This is a genomic window from Bradyrhizobium sp. USDA 4474, assembly GCF_054057515.1.
The window spans coordinates 2,804,820-2,827,726 of the sequence record NZ_JBSRZJ010000002.1; the positions used below are offsets into that span (position 1 = coordinate 2,804,820).

A 22,907-nucleotide genomic window follows, 5' to 3' on the forward strand; every position below is an offset into this window, starting at 1 on the left:
CGCCGAGCAGACGCGCTTCGCGCATCCGCTGAGCCAACCCACCCTACAGGCTACGTCCTCGCGCCGCTACTTCGTCAGCAGCGCATACGCCCCCGTCCAGCCGTCCGGCGGCGGATTGACCTTGAACTCGTTGATCCTTGCTTCGTACAGCTTGAACAGCTTCTCCAGCGTGTCGGCATCCTCGCTGCGACGGCCGCGTTCGATGGCGTCCAGTGCGCCGTGCCAGTCGCGGCTGCGGTAGCAGGCGAGCATTTCGATGGTGACGTTGCGCAGGCGCTGGAACGCGGCCGACTGCAACACATCCTCGCGGCCGGCGATCGCATAGATCACCTCCGGTTCGCTCTTGCCCTTGACCGTGATGAAGTCGAGCTCGAGGATCGCGAATCTGTCCTTGGCGGCGAGTGCGGTGCGCGAGCCCACGATGATCGGGAAGCCGTATTCCTTGGTCTGGCCTTCCAGGCGCGAGGCGAGGTTCACGCTGTCGCCGAGCACAGAATAGTTCTTCTTCAGATCGGAGCCCATGTTGCCAACCACCCCGATGCCGGTGTTGAGGCCGATGCCGACATTGAGCGGGATGTAGACATGGCCGCCATCGGCCGCTTCCTGCTCGCGCTCCTTGTTGACGACGTCGATCCTTTCCAGCATCTGGATCGCGGCCTCGCAGGCATGCACCTGGTGCTCGGCATCGTCGAGCGGCGCGTTCCAGAACGCCATGATGGCGTCGCCCATGTATTTGTCGACATAACCCTTCTGTTCGATGATCACGTCCGTGAGCGGTGTCAGGAAGCGGTTCATCAGCGTGATCAGGCCTTGCGGATCGTGCTTGTAGCTCTCCGAGATCGTGGTGAATCCGCGCACGTCGGAGAACATGATCGTCATCTCGCGCTCCTCGCCGCCGAGCACGAGTTTCTCCGGCGATTGCGCCAGCTGTTCGACCAGCACCGGCGACATGTATTGGGCGAAGATGCCGCGGATCTGCACGCGCTGGCGCTGCTCGCGCACGAAGCTCCAGAAGATGAAAGTGAGGTAGATCGCGGTGGTCGACAGCAGTGGATAGGTGAAGTCGATCAGATAGCGATACTGCGCGTAGAAGAACCAGGACGTGCCGACCAGGATCGCGGCGAACAACGCCCCGGCCAGCACCAGCCGGACCGGGCCGAGATTCGGCGTGAAGATGATGACGAGGATGCCGATGATCATCGCCGCGAGAAGCTCGACGCCGAGCGCGTAGTTCGGCTGGGAGATGACCGCGCGGCTGAGCACGCTTTCGAGCACCTGGGCGTGGATCTCGACGCCGGGCATGGTCGAGGACACCGGCGTGGTCTTGATGTCGTTCAGACCGGCCGCGGACGTGCCGATCAACACCAGCTTGCCGTTGATCTTGTCCGGCGACACGGTGTTGTCGAGCACGTCGGACGCCGAGACATAGATCGAGGGATCGAGACGGGCGTAGTGCACCCAGAGCTGGCCGTTCTTATCGGTCGGGATCTCGACGCCCTTGAGGCGGATCGCGCGGATGCCGGTCTTGTCGGTGCGGACCAGCAGCGTCGGCGTTCGCGTGATGATCCGCAGGATCTCCAGACTCAGCGAGGGCATGATCATGTTGCCCTGGGTGCGCATGATCATCGGCACACGGCGAATCAGGCCATCGCGCTCGGTCTTGATCGAGAACAGGCCGCGGCCGGCGGCGACCTTCTCGATGACGGGCACGTTGCGGAGCAGGCCGGGAAACTCGAACAGAAATTTTTCGGCGCCTTCCTCGCCCACCGTCGCGACGCCAGTGAAGGGCAGTGTCTTGTCAAGCTCGGACTCGACCGCCGGCAGGCCGGTCTCGCCGAGGACGACGTGCGAACGCCTGATCGCTTCGGCGAGGACCTGGTCGTTGCTCGGCAGCTCGCGCAGCCTGGCGCGGGTGACGTCGTCGAGGTAGCGCATCTGGCCGGCGACCAGATCCGGACTGAGCCGGTCGGGTTCCGAAAACACCACGTCGAAGCCGATCGCCACCGCGCCGGCGGCGGTGAGGTTGATGACCAAGTCCGCGATCCGCGTCCGCGGCCAAGGCCACTGGCCGAACTTGGCGAGGCTCTTGTCGTCGATGTCGACGATCGTGACCGGCCGCACCGACTTGTGGCGGGGATCGATCAGCTGAAACAGGTCGAAGGTGCGCACGCGCAATTCCTGCACCGGCGGCGGATCCCAGACGCGCAACCCGGCGAAGACGATCAGCAGCCCAAGCCCAAGCAGGCGCGCAATGCCGAGTCTCCGCGTGAACCACCGGCGCAGGATTTTGAGACGTTTCATGTCAGTCGAGCTTCCCGGCGCGCGTCGCGTCCCCCGGATCATGGAGCCTAAGCGTGTGATTTTCCATTCCCCGATGGCGGAGGATTGCGGATTTTTTGCCGGCGCCAAGCCGGGCATCGATCGCGGCCAGGCGGCCCGGATCGGGCGCCGATCAGGAGATGTGGAAGATGAAATCGCTGGCCTTGAGACTTGCGGCGACCACGTTCTTCAGCAGCAGCGTTTCATGTTCGGTGACCGCGCCGTCTCCCGTACCAATATGCTCCTGCCACGTAACCTGCGTTTCGCCGGACAGCTGGGTCATGTGGAGATCGTGAGTGGACGCAACGCCCGAGAACTGGCGCAGGTCGATCTTGTCGAGGCCCTCAATGAAATCGGCGATGGTGTGCGTGGCATCTTCCCCGGTCCTCCCCGGCGCGAACACGAACTGATCCTTGCCGCCGCCGCCGCTCAGCGTGTCGCCGGTCGTCGTCGCGAAGATGACGTCCTTGCCGCTGGTGCCGTTCAGCGTGACGCCATTGCGGGCGTCGCCCTCGTTGAAGATGAAGTTGACCGTGTCGCCGGCGCCGGTGGTCTGGTCCGTCACGGTCAGCGTGATCTGGTCCTGGTCGGGCGGCGTGTCTCCGGGATTGTAAGTGATGCCGTCCTGGAAGGCCGTATTGATGTCGTCGAGCGAGCCGGATGCGGCCGACGGATCGACGTGGCTATCAGGCGCATGCGCAGTGACGGCTGTGACGGTGAAGTCATCCGCCGACGCGTTGGAATCGGTATCGCTGACCGAGAGATTGAGGATGCTGTCGGTGCCGAGCTCGCGATCATGCGAGACGTAGAAATCGTCGGTGCCGATGAGCGGTCCACCGGCAGGCGCGGTCACGCTGGTGCTGATCGTGGCAGCCTCGCTCGACGCCGGCGCCGTGCCGTCGGTGGCCACCGCCGCGATGTCGGTCGTCACTGGCGCCGCTGACGTCGTGATGCCACCGCCATAGGTGTCGTCGAGCGCTTGGACGCCGAGCGCGTCCGGCGTGCCCGTAAAGCCGCCGGCCGGCACGAAACGGATCGACGTGTCGGTGCCCAGCACCAGCGCATGGCAGTCACTGACCGATCCGATATCGACCCACTGGCTGGTGCCGGCGACTTCGTACTGCCAGACGCCCTCGGCGGTCGTGGCCGTGTCCGATGTGACCGCGATGGCCTGGAAGCTCGCGCCGTCGTCGACATCGTGGAACTTGCTCGCGAAGAGATCGCTGACGGTGCTTCCGGCCGGATTGCTGTCATTGCCGGCGACAGAGGTCAGCGTCGCGTCGTCGAGCATCGGCGAATCGTTGCTGCCGGTGATGTTGACCGTGACGACGTCGCCCGTGCCGGTGACGTGACCGTCATTGGGCACGATGGTGTATTGCAGCGACAGCGTGTGGCCGGCAGCGAGGAAGTCGAAGGCCTGGTCGCCCGAATTGAAGTCCCACGAGAACTGGGCGTGGTCAGCCGTGCCGTTCAGGATGTCGCCGGACTGAACCGACAAACAGTTCACCAGATCGGCGTTCGACAGCCCGTCGATGCCGTCGGTCTGCAGGACGCCGTCGAGATGGACGGAGAGGTGATCGAGTGCCACCGTGACGTGGTCCGTGGCGTCGGCGTCGGATACGGTCAGCGTGCCGCCCTTGCTGAGCCCAGCATTGGTCTCGGGCAGGGTCACCGTGTCGACGTCGCCCGCGCCGGTCGTGATCGCGGGCGCATCGTTGGCGCCGGTGATCGTGACGGTGACCTGGGTCGTGTCGGTGCCGTGATGGCCGTCGTCGAGCGCGATGGTGGAGACGACGGTCGCGGTCTGGCCCTGGCCGAGGAAGTCCAGCGCACCGTCAGCGATCGAATAGCTCCAGTCGACGGCACCATTGTTCTTGCCTGATGTCAGGACCGCAAGCGCGCTTTCCAGCGCACTCGCCTGACCCGAGGTCGGCGTGAGCTCGGTATGGCCATCGGCGTCGAGCCAGGTCACGTCCTGGTGGGTCACGTTCGCCTGCGGACGATCGGTCAGATCGACGTCGGTGAAGGCGATCGAGCCGGCGGCGGCCGGTACCGGGTCGGGCGCCGGGGAATTGGTGGTGTTCGCCAATTCGGAGAAGCTCGCGCTCAGCCCGGCGCCATCGGCGGTGAATTTCGGCGCGTCGTCCGCGGCGTTGACGGTGATCAGCGTGTGACCCGTGCCGTCGTCGCTGCCCGCGAAGATCGTGTTGCTGTAGTCGGCGCCCGTCAGGGCCAGGCTGATGTGATGACCTGCAGCGTCGGTGATCGTCAGCGTGCCGCCGGTTTTGGCGTCGTCATTGGCGACGTAGATCGCACTGGTTCCGAGACCATAGCCGATGCTCGACAGGTCGATCTTGTCGGTCGCGATCAATCCCGCGATCGAGCCGCCGAAATCCGTCGTCTGGATGGAGAGCTCGCTGCCCTCGCCCGCGAAGGTGACCGTCTGCGACATCGTGGCGTCGAGCACCAGCGTCGCACCGGCATCGATCGTGACCGAACCGGAGCCGGACAGCGAGCCGAACAGCGACAAGGCCCCGCCGGCATGGATCTCGATCGTGTTGGTGTTGGTGATGCTGCCCGTGATCGATGTCGTGCCCCAACTCTCGATGCTGCCGGAGTTGGTGATGCCGAAGGTCAGCCCGTCCGCGCTCGCGACAGAGGCGCCGTCGTGGAGATCGATTTCGCCGGCATTATCGATTGTGGACGAGGGGCCGAACGCGTTGGTGCCGGAAACGATCCAAGTGCCGGCGGATTCGTTGTCGAAGGTGGCGCTTGCAGCCGAGATGTTGCCGTTGATGTGGCCGCTATTGTTGATCGCGACCGCGCCGCCGGTCTCGACGATCGCGTAGGCGGTCGCGGTCACGCTTCCGGCGTCGTCGCGGCCGATGGTGCCGGAATTGTCGATCGTCGCGGTGCCGGTCGCGCTCTCGTGAATGGAGATCGCGGCGACGTCGCCGGCGCCGGCCACAGATCCGGTATTGGTGATGTGCGTCGAACCCGTCGCCTCGTCGCCGTCCTGGACGACACTGATGCCGTACGAACCCGTGCCTATGATATGCCCGTGATTGGTGATGGTGACATCGCCATCGCGATTGGCGAGCACGTCGAGACCGACAGCACCGGACGCCGTGCCGCCGATCGTCGCGGCGATGTCGCCCGCCCCGGTCGCCCCGTCCCGCAGCGTGATGCCGTCGCCGGCAGTTCCGGTGACATCGCCAACCGTGATCAGCGAGATAGTACCGATGCCGTTCTGGGTGACGGCTATGCCATTGTTCGCGCCGGTCAGCGTGCCTGATGGCGTCAGCACGATGTCGCCGCGGCTGTCGCTCGACCCGCCCGATGCCGTGAAGTCGAGCGCATCGCCTTCAGACGCCGTGATGTCGGCGTTACCGGTGATCGCGAAGCTGCCACCACTCGTCGCCTGGCCGGTGATGGTCCCGGTGAAGCCATGGCTGGTGTTGTCAAGCTGCAGCGTATCGGAACCGCCGCTGAAGGTGACGGTCTGCGCATCGGCTCCGCCGAGTTCCAGCGTCGCCTCGTCGTCGATGATCAACTGGCCGGCGCCGGTGAGCTTGCCGGACAGGTTCAGGGTGCCGGCCTGCACCTCGATGATGCCGGTGTTGGTCACGGCACCCGTGACATTGTTGCCGCCCGACACGGCGTAGAGATTGCCGAAATTGTTCAGGCTGCCGCCGTTGATCGAGACGTCGGTCAAATGGAGCTTCGACATTCCGTCGACCGTGACCGTGCCGGTGCTGGTGATATCCACGCCGGTGATGGCGCTGCTGCCGGTCGATTCCAGCGTACCTGATATGGTCACCGTGCCGCCGTCGATCGTCGCGCCGTTGACGATCAGTTTGCCGTCGGCATCGACCGTGAGGTTGCCGGAATTTTTGACGACGGAGCCATGGTCGATCGTCAGCGCGCTGTCGCTCCACACCTCGATCAGGCCGCCGGCCTTGTTGGCAACGGTTTCGCTGCTGAACTCTGCTGCACCCCTGACGTTGACCACACCGCAATTGCTCAGCGTGCCGTTCTCGATCAGGCTGGTGCCGTCGAGCTCCAGCGTGCCGTAAATGGTCACGGTACCGCCATCGACCGTCGCGGCACCAACGATCAGCCTCGTACCGACATCCGCTTGGAGGATGCCGCCTGCATTGTGAATCTCGGCGAGGGTCGTCAGCGTGCCGCCGGACAGTTCGATCGTGCCGGAGTTGGTGATCGACGTAGCCTCGGCGAAGTCGCCACCGCCTGCAAGCGTCATCCCCCCGGCATTCGCCAGGACGCTCGCCCCCGAAAACTCGGCCTTGCCGCCAATCGAGACGATGCCCGTCGCCTGATTGGTGAATCTCGAATCGGCCTCGAGCGTGAGCGTTCCGGTGATCGTCAGTGTGCTCTTGTTGATCACCTCGGGGGCTGTGTGGTCCGCCTTGGTGTCGAAATCGTTCATCGTCAGCGAATTGGCGAACGCGGCTGTGTCGATCGTGACCGGATAGGACGGCGTCAGGCCGTGCAGCTGGTCGGTGATGACGATGACGTCGTCGCTGCTGGTCGGCACGGTGCCGGTTTCCCAGTTGGCGCCGTCCCCCCAGAAGCCGCCTGACGGAGCTCCCGGCTTGTTCGTCGCGATCCACACCACGGCAGGCGCATCGGTGCCCGTGATCGTGACCGTGATGGTCTGGTCTGACGTGGCGCCCTGCGAGTCCGTGACCGTCACGGTGTAGGTCAGCGTCAGCACCTCGCCCTTCGGGATGAAGTCGGCGAGGTAGACCGGGATATCTCCGAGCGACCAATTCACCGTTCCCGTGCCGGACCCCGTGCTGTCGTGACCGGGCGCGATCGAGACCGAGAGGTCCTTGGCGAGGAAGTCGTAGATGCTCTGGGGCACGGTGCCGCCGGGCAGGACCGCGCTGAACTTGGATACCGCCACCGTGTGCGTGTCGGTGAGATCGACATCGCTGAAGCTCAGCGTGCCCGAGGTGGGGACGTCGGTGGTGAGCGGGCCACCCGGCACGCTGGTGCCGCCCGAGAAGGTGATGGTCGGCACGGCCGAGGTGATCACCGGCTTGTCGTTGGTGCCGGTGATGGTGATGGTGATGTCTTTGGTGACGATCCCTGGATCGTCGGCGAAGTTGTTGTTGAGGACGATGGTGTATTTCAGCGTCAGCGTCTCGCCTGCGGCGAGGAAATCGAAGGCGCTATCGGGGACGCTGAAGGTCCAGGCCGCGGTTCCATTGCTGTCGTTGCCGGCGCCGGGAACGACGGTGATCTTGACCTCGGTGGCCAGGATATCCTGCTTCTGGAGCGCCGAAAGGCCTGCCGTCACGTCGTGCTGGCCCGAGTCCTGGTAGACATAGGTGCCGTCGGTGAGCACCACCTTCACGGTCGGACGGTCGCCAAGATTGAAGTCGACAAAGGAGGCCTTGGCGATCACCAGATCGGCCGTCGACACGCCGGTCTGACCTGCGACCTCGGTCAGGTTGAATGCGAGCTTGACGTTGTTGGCGAGGTCGAGGCTCTGCAAAAACAGCGACAGCGCGTTCGGAACACGGCTGCCCGCGGTCGCGTGGTCGGTCGGCCCCTGCAGCGCAGCGTTCTGCTGGCTGAGATTGACGAAGACCGGAATCGCGACGTAGCCGGCTGGCGTCTTGATCGTGAGGCCGTCGCTGGTCTGTGTGACGGTGTCGGTGAAGTTCGTGGTCAGCTTGGTGTTGGTATTGTTGTCCGTGAACTTCAGCGTGAACACGTCCGTGATCAGCTTCTGCACATCGGGTGACAACAGCGCATTGGTGACCGAGACGTTGCCACCGCTGATCTGGATCATCTGTCCGGCCTGGTTGACCGTCGCGATCGGCAGCAAGGTCAGCTTGTCGAACAGGATGTAGGAGCCGGTGGTGCCGTTCGGCTCGACCAGCACCTGGAAGTTCGCCTGAGGCTGCGGATCGCCGCCACCTGCGGGAACGACGAAGTTGATCTCGGTCAGCACCGCCGTGCCACGGATACCCATGGTGGCGACCGGCGTGTCGATCTTCATGTCGCCGTGCTTGGCGGTCTCGCCGGCGACGAAGGTGATGGTGCCCGCGACCAGGCTGAGCAGCGAGGAATTGTTCGACCCGTTCGGGTCGTAGACCATCTCGTTCAGCACCATCCGCGCGTTGGAGGACAGGCCGAACACGGTGCCGTCGATGAAGGTCACGCCGAGTGTCGAATCCGAGCCGGTCGAGACCACGTCGCCCTTCTCGACGTTGTCGCCGTTGTTCAGGACGACCGAGACGCCGTTGCGGATCGCGGTGGCGCTCCCGGTCAGCTTGGTGACATGGCCGATGACCTGTGCCGCAGCGGCGCCGGGCGCCGCCTGCGCATATTGAACGTAACCCGTGAGCGCGCTGACGATATCGCCGGTGAGATGCGCACCGTCCGCCGAGGCGATCGCCGCGCGCTTGTCGCCCCTGAAATAATCGTGAACGACGAACGCGTGGCCGTCATGAGACAGCACGAGATCAAGCCCCGTGCGCTTGAAATCGCCATGGAAGATCAGATTGGGGTCGGCAACGACGACCGCACCATCGGGCACGTGGCCATGTGCCTTGGCGGTATAGGAGCCGGCGGTATGGGAGTTGGCGGTAAAGGAATTGGCCGTAAAGGGATCGACGTGGCCGGATGCGGGCGAGCGGAAACCCTGTCCATCCAAGGAGAGCGCGGCGTCAAATTTGCCAGCGTAATTCAACGGGGCACCGAAAAAAGGTTAATATTTATGAAAGAATCGATCGCCTAAGCTCGCATATCATTACCAAGTCCTTAGCGAAACCACCTATTGCTTGTGTGATTTGCACGACTTGGCGGCCCGCGACTATGCCTGCGGCGACACTCAAAGATGAACTGAAGTCATCATTGTGAGATTTGCGAGTAAAGCGTCGGTATTGGAGCCCATTTCCGGTCATTCCATGTACTCTGCAGTATAATTTCAACTATGAATACTCACCTCAATCTTTGCATCATGATGCGCCGCCGCATACTGCGGCAATTACGGGGCCCAATCTGCGACCAACTAACAGAATCCGTGAAGTAGCGGGTCATTAGCCACAAGCGCAGAATTGACCGACCACAACTTTTGCCTGCATTCGATGCCATTTCGCGGCAGCCGAGCCTCTCCTACCTCCCGATTCGTAAAGTTTTATGCAATTCGGGCAGGCCCGCTTCAGCCTGTCCCGCGGTTTTGGGAGCCCGCCGCCGCGCGTTAAGCGGAACAAAACGGGCCGTCCCGCACCATCTCCGCGAAAGCAACAAAGCCGGCACGTCGAGGTCGAGGGGAATCCTTCCTCATCATCCTTGCGAAGCCGGAAGGGGATGTCAGATGGAGTCCGCCGCTCGCCTGCGCGCCTGGCGCGCAGTCATTGCTCTATGCGGGTTGATGCTGCTCGGATCCGCGGCCGATCTTCGTGCCGGCACATTGCTGTCGCCGGGCGCAGGCGTGCTCGTGCGCAAATCCGCCGAGCCATTCGGCCTGTTCGCCTTCGCCGTTTCCAGCGGCGGCCTGCGGCAGAAATGGTTCGCACTGAAGGAGCAGCTCGACGACGACATGGTGCAGCTCGCGCTGTGCGACGGCGATCGCGACCATTGCGCCTCGCCCGCGGCGCTGAAGCTGCTGGCCATCGTCGACCAGGTCCGCACCCGCGACGGTCGCGCGCGGCTGGGCGAGACCAACCGTGCCATCAACCTCGCCATCCGCGCCGAAAGTGACGGCGTCGAAGATATCTGGAGCTCGCCGCTCGCGACCTTTGCGCGCGGCGCCGGCGATTGCGAAGACTATGCCATCGCCAAGGTCGCCGCGCTGCGGCTCGCCGGCGTTGCCGATGAGGACCTCCGCATCGTCGTGGTGCGCGATGCCAGGGCCGGGGAAGAGCATGCGGTTGTCGCCGCAAGGCTCGACGGACACTGGCTGATGCTCGACAACCGCCGCATGGCCATGGTCGCGGATGACGAGGCGCGCAGCTACCAGCCGCTGTTCGTGCTCTACCAGTCTGCCGTGCTGAGATATGTCGGCGAGCCCGTCCAGTTCTCGATGGTGATCCCCGGGGTGCACTGATCGCCTCGCAGCCCGAACCTGCCCGCCACAAACCCGTTTCGCCGCGTGATCCCCGGCGCTAGCATGGCGCATTCTCTGCGGGGCGAGCGGAATGCGGTTGATCATACTGACCATACTTGCGCTGCTGGCGTTGCCGGCGGCATCAGGCTTCGCACAATCCGGTCCATCCGCTTCTTCCCTGTCCGACAGGCTGCCGCAATTCGCCAGGAACAACTGCCAGCAGATCCGCGATCCCGGCAATCAATTGTTCTGCGGCGATGCCGAGCTTGCCGCAGCCGCCGAGAAGCTCTCCACGGCCATCGAGGCGCGGCTCGCCCGCCTGCCCGATCGTCTGCCTGCGATCGAGGAGAATGCGATCTGGAATCGCCAGCGCAATCTCGGCTGCGGCATCGTCGGCCAGACCGCCGTTCGCGTCGAAGATTTCGACCGCGTGAAGGCCTGCCTGCTCAAGGTGACCGAGGATCGCGCCACCATCGTGCGGGATACGAATTTCGACTGTCTGGCCGCCAACACCGCGGCCGGCGCACTGATCTGCGCGGACCCGTCGCTGGCGCTGACCGAGACCGAGCTCAACAGCCAGGTGCTCGGCCTGATCGGCAAGCTGGACCCGACCGCGGCACGGTTTGCTTTCGCAGAATACGGCCGCTGGACCCGCGAGCGCGATCGCAAATGCAATCTGATCGGCAAGGAGAACGTGCCGCCGCAGGAGCTTGGCACCGCGGAAGATTGCCTGGCCGAATATCTGAAGCGCAAGACCGACGAGATCGCCGCAGCCGGGGGCGATCCGAAGAAGGTGTTCGGCCGGCAGGTCTCGGCCCGCGAGCCCGACGCCGACGCCGTCGACTTCTGCGCCGCGCGCATCCACGCCGCCAATTCCTGCGGCAATTTTCTCCGCATCAATCGCGTCTACGCACTCGACAGCCAAATGACCGATCAGGAGGCGCAGGTCACCGGCGAGATCGAGATGGTGGTGCTGGCGCCATTCACCACCTGCAGCAAGGTCGCGTCCGCGTGCACCGGCACCTGTTGGGACGCCAGCACCGGCCGTCCGCAACCGGCCGCCGCCAACAAGGATCGCTCCGCAGCGGCTTTCAATGTCACGCGCCGCCTTCGCATCCAGCGCACCTTTGCCTTCGTCAAAGCGGCCGACGGCTGGCGCTGCCGCGAAGACGAGCTGGCGCCGGTGAGTTCGGGGACTGCGGGCGGGGGGTCGTAGCGCTAACCCTCCCCTGGAGGGGAGGGTCGGCGAAGATCAAAACATCAGATTGTCCTTGACCAGCACCCAGCGGCCGCCCTTGACCTGCTGCACCTGGGTGATGGTGTTGGCGAGATGGTCGGTCTTGGAGAATTTGGTCGGCGGCGAATTGAAGATGTCGAGGAACTTTTCGCCTGATTCCAGTGAATCGAGCATCTTCTGTCCGGTCAGATCCTTGCCGGCCTTGTCGGCGTAGAACGCAAACGTCATCACCGCGTTGTAGCCGATGATCGCCTGGGTGTTGGCGTCGGCACCGAACATCTTCTTGTAGTTGATCAGCCAGTCGTGGACCTTGCCCTTGGCGGTGTCCTCATAGGGAATCTCGAAGCCCGAAGCCGCATAGAGGCCCTCGACCGCCTCCTTGCCGAGCGTCGGCACCTCCAGCACGTTGGTCGGCGTGGCGCCCAGGAAAGTGACGTCCCAGCCGAGCTTCTTCGCCTCGGTCATCGCGCCGATGGTCTCGCGGATCACGGTGCCGAGCACGACGAGGTCGCAGCCGTCCGACTTCATCTTGGCGACCTGCGCACTGAAATCGGACGCGCCGCGCTTGTAGCTCGTGATCGAGGCGGGCTGCAGCTTCATTGCCGCGAGCTGCTGGTTGAAGCCGTCGAGCACGTTTTTTCCGTACTCGTCGTCCTGATGCATGATGCAGGGCTTCTGGAAATTCTTCCACTCCATCATGTATTTCAGGGCGGCGCGCGTGCTCTCGACGTAAGGCAGCAGATTGTTGAACTTGAGCCGCTCCTGCGGCTTGGCCGGATCGAACTTGAAGGTGAACTCGGCCGCCGTCAGCGGAAACAGCTGGAGCACACCGGCATCGAACAGGATGTCCTGGGCGGCCAGCACCGTCGGCGAGCCCATTGGACCGATCATCGCGAAGATCTTGTCGCGCTCGACCATCTTTTGCGAGGCCAGCACCGCCTTCTTCGGATCATAGCCATTGTCCTCCAGGACCATCTTGATCTTGCGGCCCTGGATGCCGCCGGCGGCGTTGATCTCCTCGACTGCCATCTTCATGCCGTTGGAAACAGGCACGCCCCAGACCTTGATCGGACCCGACAGATCCTGATGGGTACCGATGACGATCTCGTTGGCCGAAATGCCCTCATTGGTGACTTTGGTTTGCGCCAGGGACGGCTGACAGGTGAGTGCGAACGCACTCACAGCAAGGCCGAACGCTTTCAACGACTTCGACATTGACGTCTCCTCTCCTTAAGGCCCGTATTGCGCGAGCGGCGGGGCCATCGCCGTTCGCTGTTGATTTGCGGGTCAGGCGACCGCCCGCTCGCGATACATCGCGTCGATTTCAGCGGCGTAGCGCTTGTTCACGAAATTACGTTTCAGCTTCATGGTCGGGGTCAGCTCCTCGTCCTCCGGCGTGAGCTGGCGCTCGATCAGGTCGAACGTCTTGATGGACTCGACGCGCGCGAAGCTGGCGTTGACGGCTTCGATCTCGCGCCAGATCAGGTCCCGGATTTCGCCGGCACGGCACAGGCTGGCGTAGTTTGTGAAGGGAATGTCGTGATCCTGCGCGAACTTCTCGACATTCTCCTGGTCGATCATCACCAGGCAGGTCAGGTATGGCCGCCTGTCGCCGATCACGACAGCATCGGAAATGTAGGGCGAGAATTTGAGCTGGTTCTCGATCTCCGACGGCGTGATGTTCTTGCCGCCCGAGGTGATGATGATGTCCTTCATCCGGTCGGTGACGCGGACAAACCCCTCGTTATCGATGGTGCCGATATCGCCGGTGTGCAGCCAGCCGCCGACATCGATGGTCTCCGCCGTCTTCTCCGGCTGATTGAGGTAGCCCATGAACAGGAAGTCGCCCTTGATCAGGATCTCGCCGTCGGGGGAGAGCGCGACCTCGCCCCAGGGCACCGCCGTGCCGACCGAGCCGAGCTTGATGCGTTCGGCCGGCATCATGGTCGCGACGCCGCAATTCTCGGTCTGGCCGTAGACCTCGTGCATGTCGATGCCGAGCGCGAGGTACCAGCGGATCAGATCCGGCGCGATCGGTGCTGCTCCCGTGAAGGCGATGTGGCAACGGTCGAGCCCGATCATGCGGCGGATGTTGCGGAAAACGAGCTGATAGGCGATGCGGTTGGCGATGCGCAAGCCCAGCGACGGCGTTCGGCCCTGCAGGCGGCAATCGACCATGCGATAGCCGATCTTGATGGCACGGCGGTAGGCCCATTGCTGGAATGCCGTCGCGTCCTTCAGCGCGATGGTGATGGCGGAATAGAATTTCTCCCAGATCCGCGGCACCGCGAGAAAGACCGTCGGCTGCACCTCGCGCAGATTATCGGGCACCGTCTCCGGGCTCTCGGCGAAGTTCATGATCGAGCCAAGTGCAACGGAGATGTAGTAGCCGCCGATGCGCTCGGCGACATGACAGAGCGGCAGGAAGATCAGCCGGTCCTCCTCCTCTCGCGCCGGGATGAAGTCGTTGGCGTGCCGCATCTGATGCGTGACGCTGCGATTGGAATGCATCGCGCCCTTGGGCGGGCCTGTCGTGCCCGAGGTGTAGACGAGAACGGCGAGATCGCCGGCGCTGCGGCTGTCGATCATCTCCCGCCACAGCGCCTCGCGGCCGACCATGTGGTCACGCCCGAGCGCGCGAAACTCGTCGATCGACATCACCATGGCATCGGAAAACCCGCTGAGACCCTCCATGTCGAAGACGACGATCCGTTGCAGGCGGGGACAGCGCGCCCGGCAGGCAAGAATCTTGTCGAGCTGCTCCTCGTCTTCGGCGAAGATCACCCGCGTCGCGGAATCATTGAGAAGATATTCGACCTGGGCCGACGCATCGGTCGGATAGATGCCTGACGAAACGCCGCCGGCACACAATATGCCCATGTCGGCGTAGATCCACTCCGGCACGGCGTTGGCGATGATCGAGGCGACGTCGCCGGGCATGAAGCCGCTGGCACGAAGGCCGTAGGCGATTTCCTTGGAGATCTGCAGCCATTCGCGCCAGCTGGTCGGCTGCCAGATGCCGAACGTCTTCTCGCGGATCGCAGGCCTGTCGCCGCGTACCTCTGCGGCGCGCAAGAAGCTCTTCGCGATCGTATCGGCGACCGTCAGCACCGGTCGGGCCATGCACGTCTCCTCTTTGTCGTGTTCAGTGGTTCATCGCCACGTCTTCTTCTTTTTCCAGCGCCGCTCGCCTCGCGCGCCTTGCTCCTTGGCGCCGAGGTAGAACTCCTGGATGTCCTTCGAATGCATCAAGCGGTCGCAGCTGTCATTCATGACCACGCGGCCAATCTCGAGGACATAGCCGTAATGCGCCGTCTCCAGCGCCACGCGGGCATTCTGCTCGACCAGCAGGATCGACATGCCCTGCTCCTCGTTGACGCGGCGGATGATGTTGAAGATCTCCTTCACCAGGATCGGCGACAGGCCGAGCGAGGGCTCGTCGAGCAGCAGGAGCGTCGGCCGGTTCATCAGTGCGCGCCCGATTGCGAGCATCTGCTGCTCGCCGCCGGAGAGCTGGCCGGCCGGCTGGTCGATGCGCTCTTTCAATCGCGGGAAGTAGCCATAGACCCGCTCCAGATCCTCCGCGACGCCGTCGCGATCGCTGCGCGGATAGGCGCCCATCATCAGGTTTTCGCGCACCGAGAGGAACGGGAACACCTCGCGCCCCTCGGGCACATGACTAAGCCCCAAACGCACGATGCGGTCGGCCTCCATGCGCTGGATCGGCTTGCCCATGAACTCGATCGAGCCCTTCTGCGGATCGAGAATGCCCGAGATGGTCTTCAGCACCGTGGTCTTGCCGGCGCCGTTGGCGCCGAGCAGCGTGACGATACGGCCGCGCGGCACCTCCAGCGAGATGCCGCGGATCGCCATGATCGGCCCGTAATAGCTCTCGACGTTGGAGAGTTTCAGGATGATATCCGGGGCCATGGTCGCATCCATGCGTCAGGCTCCCAGATACGCGGCGACGACGTCGGGATGCTGCTGCACCTCGGCCGGGGAGCCCGTCGCCAGCACGCGGCCGTAGTTGAGCGCAATGACCCGGTCGGAGACGCGGTTGACCAGCGACATGTCATGCTCGACCATCAGCACGGTGACGCCGAGCTCGCTCTTCATGTCGCGGATCCAGAACGACATGTCGTCGGTCTCCTCCACGTTGAGCCCCGACGACGGCTCGTCGAGCAGGATCAGCTTCGGCTCCGAGCAGAGCGCACGTGCGAGCTCGATCACCTTGCGGACGCCGTAAGGCAGGCCCGAGATCAATTTATCACGGTATGGCTCGAGATCGAGGAATTCGATCACCTGCTCGACCCGGCGGCGATGCACCTTCTCGTTGGCGCGCACGCTGGGCAGAAACAGCAATTCCTGCCAGAGCTGCGTGGTCGAGTGCCGGTGGCGCCCGACCAGGAGGTTCGACAGCACCGTGGCGTTCTCGAACAGCTCGATGTTCTGGAAGGTGCGGGCGATGCCGAGCCTTGCGATGTCGTAGGGCGGCTGTTCCGTGATGTCCTGATCCTCGAAGAAGATGCGGCCCGAGGTCGGCCGGTAGATCCGCGAGATCAGATTGAAGATCGAGCTTTTGCCCGCCCCGTTGGGGCCGATGATCGACAGGATCTCGCCCTTCTCGACCGCGAACGACACCGCGTCGACCGCCTTGAGGCCCCCGAAATGCAGCGACAGGTTCTCGGCGCGGAAATAGCTCATCGGTTCCGCTCCGACTTCACGTAGATCTTCTGTCGCTTGAAGGTCGCGCGCTTGTAGAGCGGGAACAGCTGGAAGAAGAGTTTTATCTTCAGCCAGCGGCCATAGAGGCCGAGCGGCTCGAACAGCACGAACACCATGATGATGACGCCGTAGATCGCGCCCTTCAGCCCGTTGAGCGAGGCAAAGGCCGCGACCTTGGACTGGACATTGCCTGCCGTCGCCGGGCCTGCGCCGAAGGTCGCGGCAATGCCGGCGATGATGCCGGGCATATCGTCCTTGAGGTAGGTCAGGAACGGATCGATCATCACGATGAAGATCGCACCCAGCACGGGCCCCGTGCAGGCTGAAGATGCCGCCGATCAGGATCACGATGATGAATTCGATCGAGAGCTGCAGCGTGAACATCTCCGGCGAGATGAAGGAGAGCTTGTGCGCGAACAGCACGCCGGCAAAGCCTGTTATCGCCGCCGAGATCGCAAACGACTTCACCTTGTAGAGCGCGACATTGACGCCCATGCTGCGCGCCGCCGTCTCGCTGTCGCGGATCGCGACGAAGGCGCGGCCCGTCGGCGATCGCAGCAGGTTGAGCGTGCCGACGATGGTCAGCACCAGCACCGCAAGACAAAGGAAATAGAAGGTCGGGCTGTCCCGTGAGACCGTCACGCCGAGCAGCGACAGCGCCTTGACCCGCAGGCCCTCATTCCCGTTGGTGACGCTCTCCCAGCGCGCCAGGATCTCCTCGACGATGAAGGCGAAGGAGATGGTTGCGATGACGAGATAGATGCCCTGGAGCCGCAGTGCGGGAAAGCCGACCAGCGCGCCGACGCAGCCGGTCAGGACGCCGGCGGCGAGGAAATAGACCGGAAACGGCACGTTGTATTTCTGCAGGTAGGCGGCCGTGTAGGCGCCGATCGCCAGGAACGCCGCATGTCCCAGCGAGGCCTGCCCGGTAAAGCCGGTCAGGATCAGCAGCGCCACGCCGACCGTCGCATAGATGCAGACGAAGACGAGCTGGCTCATCAGATAGCTGGAAAGCACGTAAGGCGCGATCAGCAGCGCCGCGAGCAGGAGACCATAGGAGACGACATAGCCCGAATGCGGGAACAGCCTGATGTCGTCATCATAGTCGGTCTTGAACAGGAAGCGCATGCGTTCAGACCTTCTTGCGGGCATGAAGGCCGAACAGGCCTTCGGGCTTCAGCAGCAGGACCGCGAGCAGCACGACGTAGGGCGCGACGTCCTTCCAGCCCTCGGGCAGATAGAAGCCGGCCATGCTCTCGATGACCCCGATCAGGACGCCGCCGACGACCGCGCCGGGGATCGAGCCGAAACCGCCGAGCACGGCGGCAGGGAAGGCCTTCAGGCCGAGCACGAGGCCGACATTGGAGTGAATGAAGGTGATCGGCGCCAGCAGCACGCCGGCGCAGGTCGCAACCGCCGCGCTGATCGCCCAGACGATGGACACCACGCGCTTGACCGGGATGCCCATGTAGTAGGCCGCCAGCATGTTCTCGGAACTGGCGCGCATCGCGGTGCCGAGCGTGGTCTTGTTGAAGAACAGCCAGAGCAGCGCACAGAGGATGATCGTCGCCGCGATCACCGACAGCTTGTCATGAGCGAGCACCAGCGAGCCGATGCGCAGCACGCCCTGGCTGAAGGGCGTCTCGATCTTGAAATCGTCGGTGCCCCAGATCATGCCGGCGACCGAGCGCAGGAAATAGCCAAGCCCGATCGTGGCCATGATGATGGAGAATTGCGGATAGCCGAGGATCGGCCGCACCACGATCCGTTCCGCCAGCATGCCGAACAGCGCCATTGCGACCACCGCGCCGGCAAAGCCAACCCAGTAGTTCAGGCCCATCATGCCGATGAAGGTGAAAGCGAAGAAGCCGCCCAGCATCATCAGATCGCCCTGGGCGAAGTTGACGACCTCGGTGGCCTTGTAGACGAGCACGAAGCCGAGTGCGATCAGGCCGTAGACACAGCCGAGCGCAACACCGCTGACCAGCTGCTGAACAAAATCCAGCATCGCCGCGTCCTCCCGATGCAACCAGCGGTTCTTGACGACCGCCCTGCCGCATCTTGTGTCCAGCCGCTACGCAGTCGCTCGGCCGCGAGCGCCATTCGTCCCGGCGCCAATTCAGCCTGAACCCCCGAGTGCTGTCAACAAACGGTGGCTTGCTAGGTGTCTTGCCTTTAGTCCAAGGTGGATGCCGGAATTGGGGCGGCCCGATTCACGGGCCGAAACATCTTCAGGTCAGGGTCGCGACCGATGCAGAACCGGATGGGGTAGCCGTGATGAAGCGGGACAGCTCGGCGCTGGAAGTCCGAGGGTTAACGAAGCGTTTTGACCGTTTGGCGGTCGATAGCCTCGATCTCACCATCCATGCCGGCGAGTTCTATGCGCTGGTCGGCCCGAACGGCGCCGGCAAGACCACCACTTTGCGCATGGTAGCCGGCCTGTTGCGGCCCGATGACGGCGGCGTCTCGATCTTCGGCATCGATGCGCTTCAAAACCCGGTGGCGGCCAAGCAGGTCATGGCGTGGGTCTCCGACGAGCCCATGATCTACGACAAGCTGACGCCGCTTGAGTACCTCGAATTCGTCGCCGGCCTCTGGGGCATTGCGCCGCCGGTCTCGAAACCGGTCGCCGAGGAGCTTCTGACTTCGCTCGGGCTCGAGCCGCACCGGCACGAGCGCTGCGAAGGCTTCTCCAAGGGCATGCGCCAGAAAGTGGCGCTGGCCGGCGCGCTGGTGCACGATCCCCGCCTCATCATTCTCGACGAGCCGCTGACGGGACTCGATGCCGTCTCGGCGCGGCATGTGAAGGGACTGCTCGGCGAGCGCGTGCGCGCCGGCTGCACCGTCATCATGACGACGCACATTCTCGAGGTCGCCGAGCGCATGGCCGACCGCATCGGGGTGATCGCCGCGGGACGCCTGGTTGCAGAGGGTACGCTGACCGAGCTGCGCCAGCAGAACGGCCATGCCGACACCAGCCTGGAAGATCTCTTCATTGCGCTGGTCACGCTTCCGGAAGCCGCATGAGCTCGGCAACCGCGCTCTCCTGGTTTGCCCGTCACGAGCTCCGGCTCGCCTGGCGCGAATGGTTCGCCATGATGACGGGCGGGCGGCGCCGGCGGGCCCGCGCAGCCGTGATCGGTCTGCTGTTCTTCGCCGCACTGCTGCACGTGCCGGCATGGGCGGTGATCGGCCGCTTCGCCAATCTGCAATTGCCGCTCGACAAATCCTCGCTGATCGTGGTCTCGGCGACGATCTTGCTCGCCTGGACCTTGATGCTGTCGCAGGCGATCGAATCGGTGACGCGGGTGTTTTACGCCCGCGCCGATCTCGACCTGATCATGTCCTCCCCCGCAACGCTCGCCAATCTGTTCTCCGTGCGCATCGCCGCGATCGCACTCACCGTGACGGTGATGGCACTGCTGTTCGCGACGCCCTTCATCGACGTGCTTGTCATCGGCGGCGGCGCACGGTGGCTTGCGGCGTTCGGCGTCGTCGTCGCGATGGGCCTGTCGGCGGCGGCGATCGCGATCGGGGTGACCATTCTGCTGTTCCGCCTGATCGGCCCGTCGCGGACGCGCTTCGTCGCCCAGATCCTGGCCGCGATCATCGGCGCCGGTTTCGTGATCGCGCTCCAGGTCGCCGCGATCATCTCCTATGGCACGCTGTCGCGCTTCACCGTCCTGACCTCAAGCACCCTCGCTGCCCACGCGCCCGACGTCGACAGCATCTGGTGGTGGCCGGCACGGGCGGCCATGGGCGACGGCGAGGCGCTGCTGCTGCTCCTCGCGCTCGGGCTGGTGCTGCTCGGATGCGTGATGGCCGTGTTCTCGGGCCGCTTCGCCGACACCGCGATCGAGGCTGCGGCTTACGGCACATCCAGCCGCAAGCGCACAAAGGAGCGCCCGTTCCGGGGCGGCTCCCGACAACACTCGCTGCGGCGCAAGGAGTTCATGCTGCTCTGGCGCGATCCCTGGCTGATCTCGCAGACCCTGATGCAGCTGCTCTATCTGGTGCCCCCGGCGTTGTTGCTCTGGCGCAGTTTTGGCGACAGTTCCGCGGCCCTGACGCTGATCACGCCTGTCATCGTGATGGCGGCAGGACAGCTCGCCGGCGGGCTCGCCTGGCTGACGATCTCAGGCGAGGACGCGCCCGACCTGGTCGCGACCGCGCCGCTGACGTCCTCGAGCGTCATCCGCGCCAAGATCGAGGTGGTGCTGATCGCGATCGCCGCCATCTTCAGTCCGCTGGTTGCGGTGCTGATTTTCGCTTCACCATCCCAGGCTGCGATCACCGCCGCCATCATCCTCGTCAGTGCGGCCTCTGCGACCGCGATCCAGCTCTGGTTCCGCGTCCAGGCCCGGCGCAGCCAGTTCCGCCGCCGTCAGACCTCGTCGCGGCTTGCGACCATTGCCGAGGCCTTCTCCTCGATCGGCTGGGCCGCGACCGCCGCACTGCTGCTCACGCTGCCGACCGCCGGCATCGTCAGCGGCCTGATCACGGCGGGCCTGGTTGCGGTCACCTGGAAGTTCAGCCCGAGGCGGGAGTAAAGGCAGGTGCGGCATTGACGCGCTGTTGATCGCGTCCTGTTGGCGACACGCCGTTCTGCACGCTAGACTTTCCCTCGAAGTCATCGGGGATGAATTCATGCGGCGACTTGTTTCGGCGGCATTAGCGCTGTTGAGCGCATGTCTCTCACCCGCCCTCGCCCAGCAGCCGCCCCAGCGCGGCGAATGCCTGGCGTTGGCGAATGCCGCACCTCGCGCCATGCCGGTCGCCTTGCGGCCGGCGGCCGTGGCGCCGGAGGTCGAGATCACCTATGCCGGCCACTCCACCTATTTCATCGACACGCCCGGTGGCGTGCGGATCGCGACCGATTACAGCGGCGCCTATCAGGTCGGGCGTTTGCCTGACGTCGTCACCATGAACCGGGCCCACAGCACGCACTACACGCTCAATCCGGACAAGCGCATTCCGCATGTGCTGCATGGCTGGGGCGAGGACGGCAAGCCGGCCGTCGTGTCGGAGCGCATCGGCGACACTTTCATTCGCAACGTCACGACCGATATCCGCCGCTACTTCGGCGACGATTCCGGCACGGACATGATCCGCGACGGCAATTCGATCTTCATCTTCGAGGTCGCCGGGCTCTGCATCGGTCATCTCGGCCATTTGCACCACAAGCTCGACGACAGCCATTTCGCCCAGATCGGGCGCCTCGACATCGTGATGGTGCCGATCGACGGCACCTACACGATGTCGCTCGATGGCGTCTCTGAGATCACCAAACGCTTGCGCGCTTCGGTGGTGCTGCCGATGCACCGCTTCGCGACCCCGCTCGAGGAGTTCATGCGCCGCATCGGCCAGCAGTTCGAGATCGATCGGCGCACCGAGCGCTCGTTGCGGATCTCGCGCGATACGCTGCCGTCGACACCGACGGTGATCATCCTCGAAGGCGTCTGATCTGCAAAACCGGAACGCATGAACCTGCTCCGACTTGATGGCTTCGAGATCATCTTCGGATCGGAGCAATCATGAGTAGAAGGTTCCTGGTTGTCGGAGCATTCGCAGCCATTTATCTGTTGTGGGGTTCCACCTATTTCGCGATCACGCTGGGACTGAAATCGCTTCCACCATTTCTGCTGATGGCGCTTCGCTCGTTTTGCGGCGGAGTCGTTTTGCTGGCGATGAGCGGCCGGCAGATCGGCAGCGTGCCCGCTCGGGCCTGGATCGGCGCGAGCCTGTGCGGACTGCTGTTCTTTGCGGGTTGCCATGGTGTGCTCGCCTTCGCACAGCAATCGGTTCCTTCAGGGGTGGCCGCGATCGTGCTCGCCACCATTCCGTTCTGGATCCTGTTGATTGATTCGTTGTTCCCCGGCGCGCAGCGGCCAAGGCCCCTTGCCCTGCTCGCACTCGTGCCGGGCTTCTTCGGCGTCGGGCTGGTGGCATGGCAAAATGTCGAGGAGGCCGGCATCAGCATCCTGCCGGTCGTCTTGCTGCTGGCTGCGGCGCTGTCATGGTCGGTCGGCACCGTCCTGTCCCGGAGCATGTCGAAACAAGCGTCCGCCATTCTGCTTTCCGGCATGCAGCTTTCGATCGGTGGCCTCGTGTTGTTCGCGATCAGCTGGCTGACGGGCGAGATCGCAAGCTTCAGGCCACGGGATGTCTCCCCGGTCTCGCTTGCAGCCGCACTCTGGTTGATCATTTCCGGAAGCGTGATCGGATTCGTCGCCTATAATTGGCTGCTGGAAAACGTCTCGACCTCGCTGGTGTCGACCTACACCTTCGTCAACCCTGTCATCGCCGTGCTGCTCGGCACCCTCGTGCTGGGCGAGCCGTTCTCGCGCATGATGCTGCTTGGCGCAGGTCTCGTCATCATCTCCGTCATCGTCATCTGGCGCTCGGAGAGCCGCCCGACGATCGACAGGACCCGGCAGGGCGTAGGACATCTCTCCCTGCACGAGACCTGACGACGTCGGACGGCAATTTTCTCCAAGTCGGCTATCGGCCGATCGTGCTGATCTCCCGGCAAGAGGAGAT

General features: G+C 63.9%; 13 protein-coding genes and 1 pseudogene. 6 read left to right on the forward strand and 8 right to left on the reverse strand.

The genetic code is table 11. The features are described 5' to 3' along the window. Positions 1–66 precede the first annotated feature (66 nt). Together ACVW16_RS15145 and ACVW16_RS15150 are read right to left on the reverse strand one after the other, a co-directional pair. A complete protein-coding gene (locus tag ACVW16_RS15145; protein WP_456737068.1) occupies positions 67–2,301 on the reverse strand; it encodes a CHASE2 domain-containing protein in 2,235 nt (744 codons plus the stop codon). A gap of 151 nt (positions 2,302–2,452) precedes the next feature. After that, positions 2,453–9,046, reverse strand: a complete 6,594-nt coding sequence (locus tag ACVW16_RS15150; protein ID WP_456770344.1) for a VCBS domain-containing protein — start codon at positions 9,044–9,046, stop codon at positions 2,453–2,455. Between the two features lie 627 nt (positions 9,047–9,673). Here ACVW16_RS15150 and ACVW16_RS15155 point away from each other — a divergent pair. Continuing rightward, positions 9,674–10,405 (forward strand): transglutaminase-like cysteine peptidase, encoded by a 732-nt coding sequence (locus tag ACVW16_RS15155; protein ID WP_456737066.1) that lies wholly within the window; start codon positions 9,674–9,676, stop codon positions 10,403–10,405. A 91-nt stretch (positions 10,406–10,496) separates the two neighbouring features. Further along, on the forward strand, positions 10,497–11,621 hold the full coding sequence (locus ACVW16_RS15160; protein WP_456737065.1) for a lysozyme inhibitor LprI family protein: 1,125 nt from the start codon (positions 10,497–10,499) through the stop codon (positions 11,619–11,621). Positions 11,622–11,657: 36 nt separating this feature from the next. Here the strand turns inward: ACVW16_RS15160 and ACVW16_RS15165 are convergent, their stop codons facing one another. The 6 genes and pseudogenes from ACVW16_RS15165 to ACVW16_RS15190 all read right to left on the reverse strand — a co-directional run bounded on the left by ACVW16_RS15165 (position 11,658) and on the right by ACVW16_RS15190 (position 18,375). Then, complete coding sequence (locus tag ACVW16_RS15165) at positions 11,658–12,857, reverse strand: ABC transporter substrate-binding protein (RefSeq protein WP_456699985.1); 1,200 nt, start codon at positions 12,855–12,857, stop codon at positions 11,658–11,660. 72 nt (positions 12,858–12,929) lie between these two features. After that, on the reverse strand, positions 12,930–14,765 hold the full coding sequence (locus ACVW16_RS15170) for an AMP-dependent synthetase/ligase (RefSeq protein WP_456699986.1): 1,836 nt from the start codon (positions 14,763–14,765) through the stop codon (positions 12,930–12,932). 30 nt (positions 14,766–14,795) lie between these two features. After that, entirely contained in the window at positions 14,796–15,584 is a 789-nt protein-coding gene (locus ACVW16_RS15175; protein ID WP_456699987.1) for an ABC transporter ATP-binding protein, read from the reverse strand. 3 nt (positions 15,585–15,587) lie between these two features. Further along, positions 15,588–16,346, reverse strand: a complete 759-nt coding sequence (locus tag ACVW16_RS15180) for an ABC transporter ATP-binding protein (protein WP_456699988.1) — start codon at positions 16,344–16,346, stop codon at positions 15,588–15,590. Next, a pseudogene (locus tag ACVW16_RS15185) lies at positions 16,343–17,495 on the reverse strand (branched-chain amino acid ABC transporter permease). Before ACVW16_RS15185 ends, ACVW16_RS15180 begins: the two are co-directional and overlap by 4 nt. Before the next feature lie 4 nt (positions 17,496–17,499). Continuing rightward, positions 17,500–18,375 carry a branched-chain amino acid ABC transporter permease gene (locus ACVW16_RS15190; protein WP_456699990.1) on the reverse strand — a complete coding sequence of 292 codons (876 nt, stop codon included), beginning with the start codon at positions 18,373–18,375 and terminating at the stop codon, positions 17,500–17,502. Between the two features lie 269 nt (positions 18,376–18,644). On the opposite strand from ACVW16_RS15190, the gene ACVW16_RS15195 reads away from it, so the two are divergent. From ACVW16_RS15195 to ACVW16_RS15210, 4 genes are all read left to right on the forward strand, one after another. Next, the gene (locus tag ACVW16_RS15195; RefSeq protein WP_456699991.1) at positions 18,645–19,394 is read left to right on the forward strand and encodes an ABC transporter ATP-binding protein; all 750 of its coding nucleotides are present in this window, start codon (positions 18,645–18,647) and stop codon (positions 19,392–19,394) included. Further along, positions 19,391–20,917, forward strand: coding sequence for a permease (locus ACVW16_RS15200; protein ID WP_456699992.1), 1,527 nt, complete (start codon positions 19,391–19,393; stop codon positions 20,915–20,917). The genes ACVW16_RS15195 and ACVW16_RS15200 overlap by 4 nt, the downstream gene beginning before the upstream one ends. Positions 20,918–21,014: 97 nt before the next feature. Beyond that, positions 21,015–21,830, forward strand: coding sequence for an MBL fold metallo-hydrolase (locus ACVW16_RS15205; protein WP_456737063.1), 816 nt, complete (start codon positions 21,015–21,017; stop codon positions 21,828–21,830). Between the two features lie 71 nt (positions 21,831–21,901). Next, the gene (locus ACVW16_RS15210; RefSeq protein ID WP_456699994.1) at positions 21,902–22,837 is read left to right on the forward strand and encodes an EamA family transporter; all 936 of its coding nucleotides are present in this window, start codon (positions 21,902–21,904) and stop codon (positions 22,835–22,837) included. Positions 22,838–22,907 lie beyond the last annotated feature (70 nt).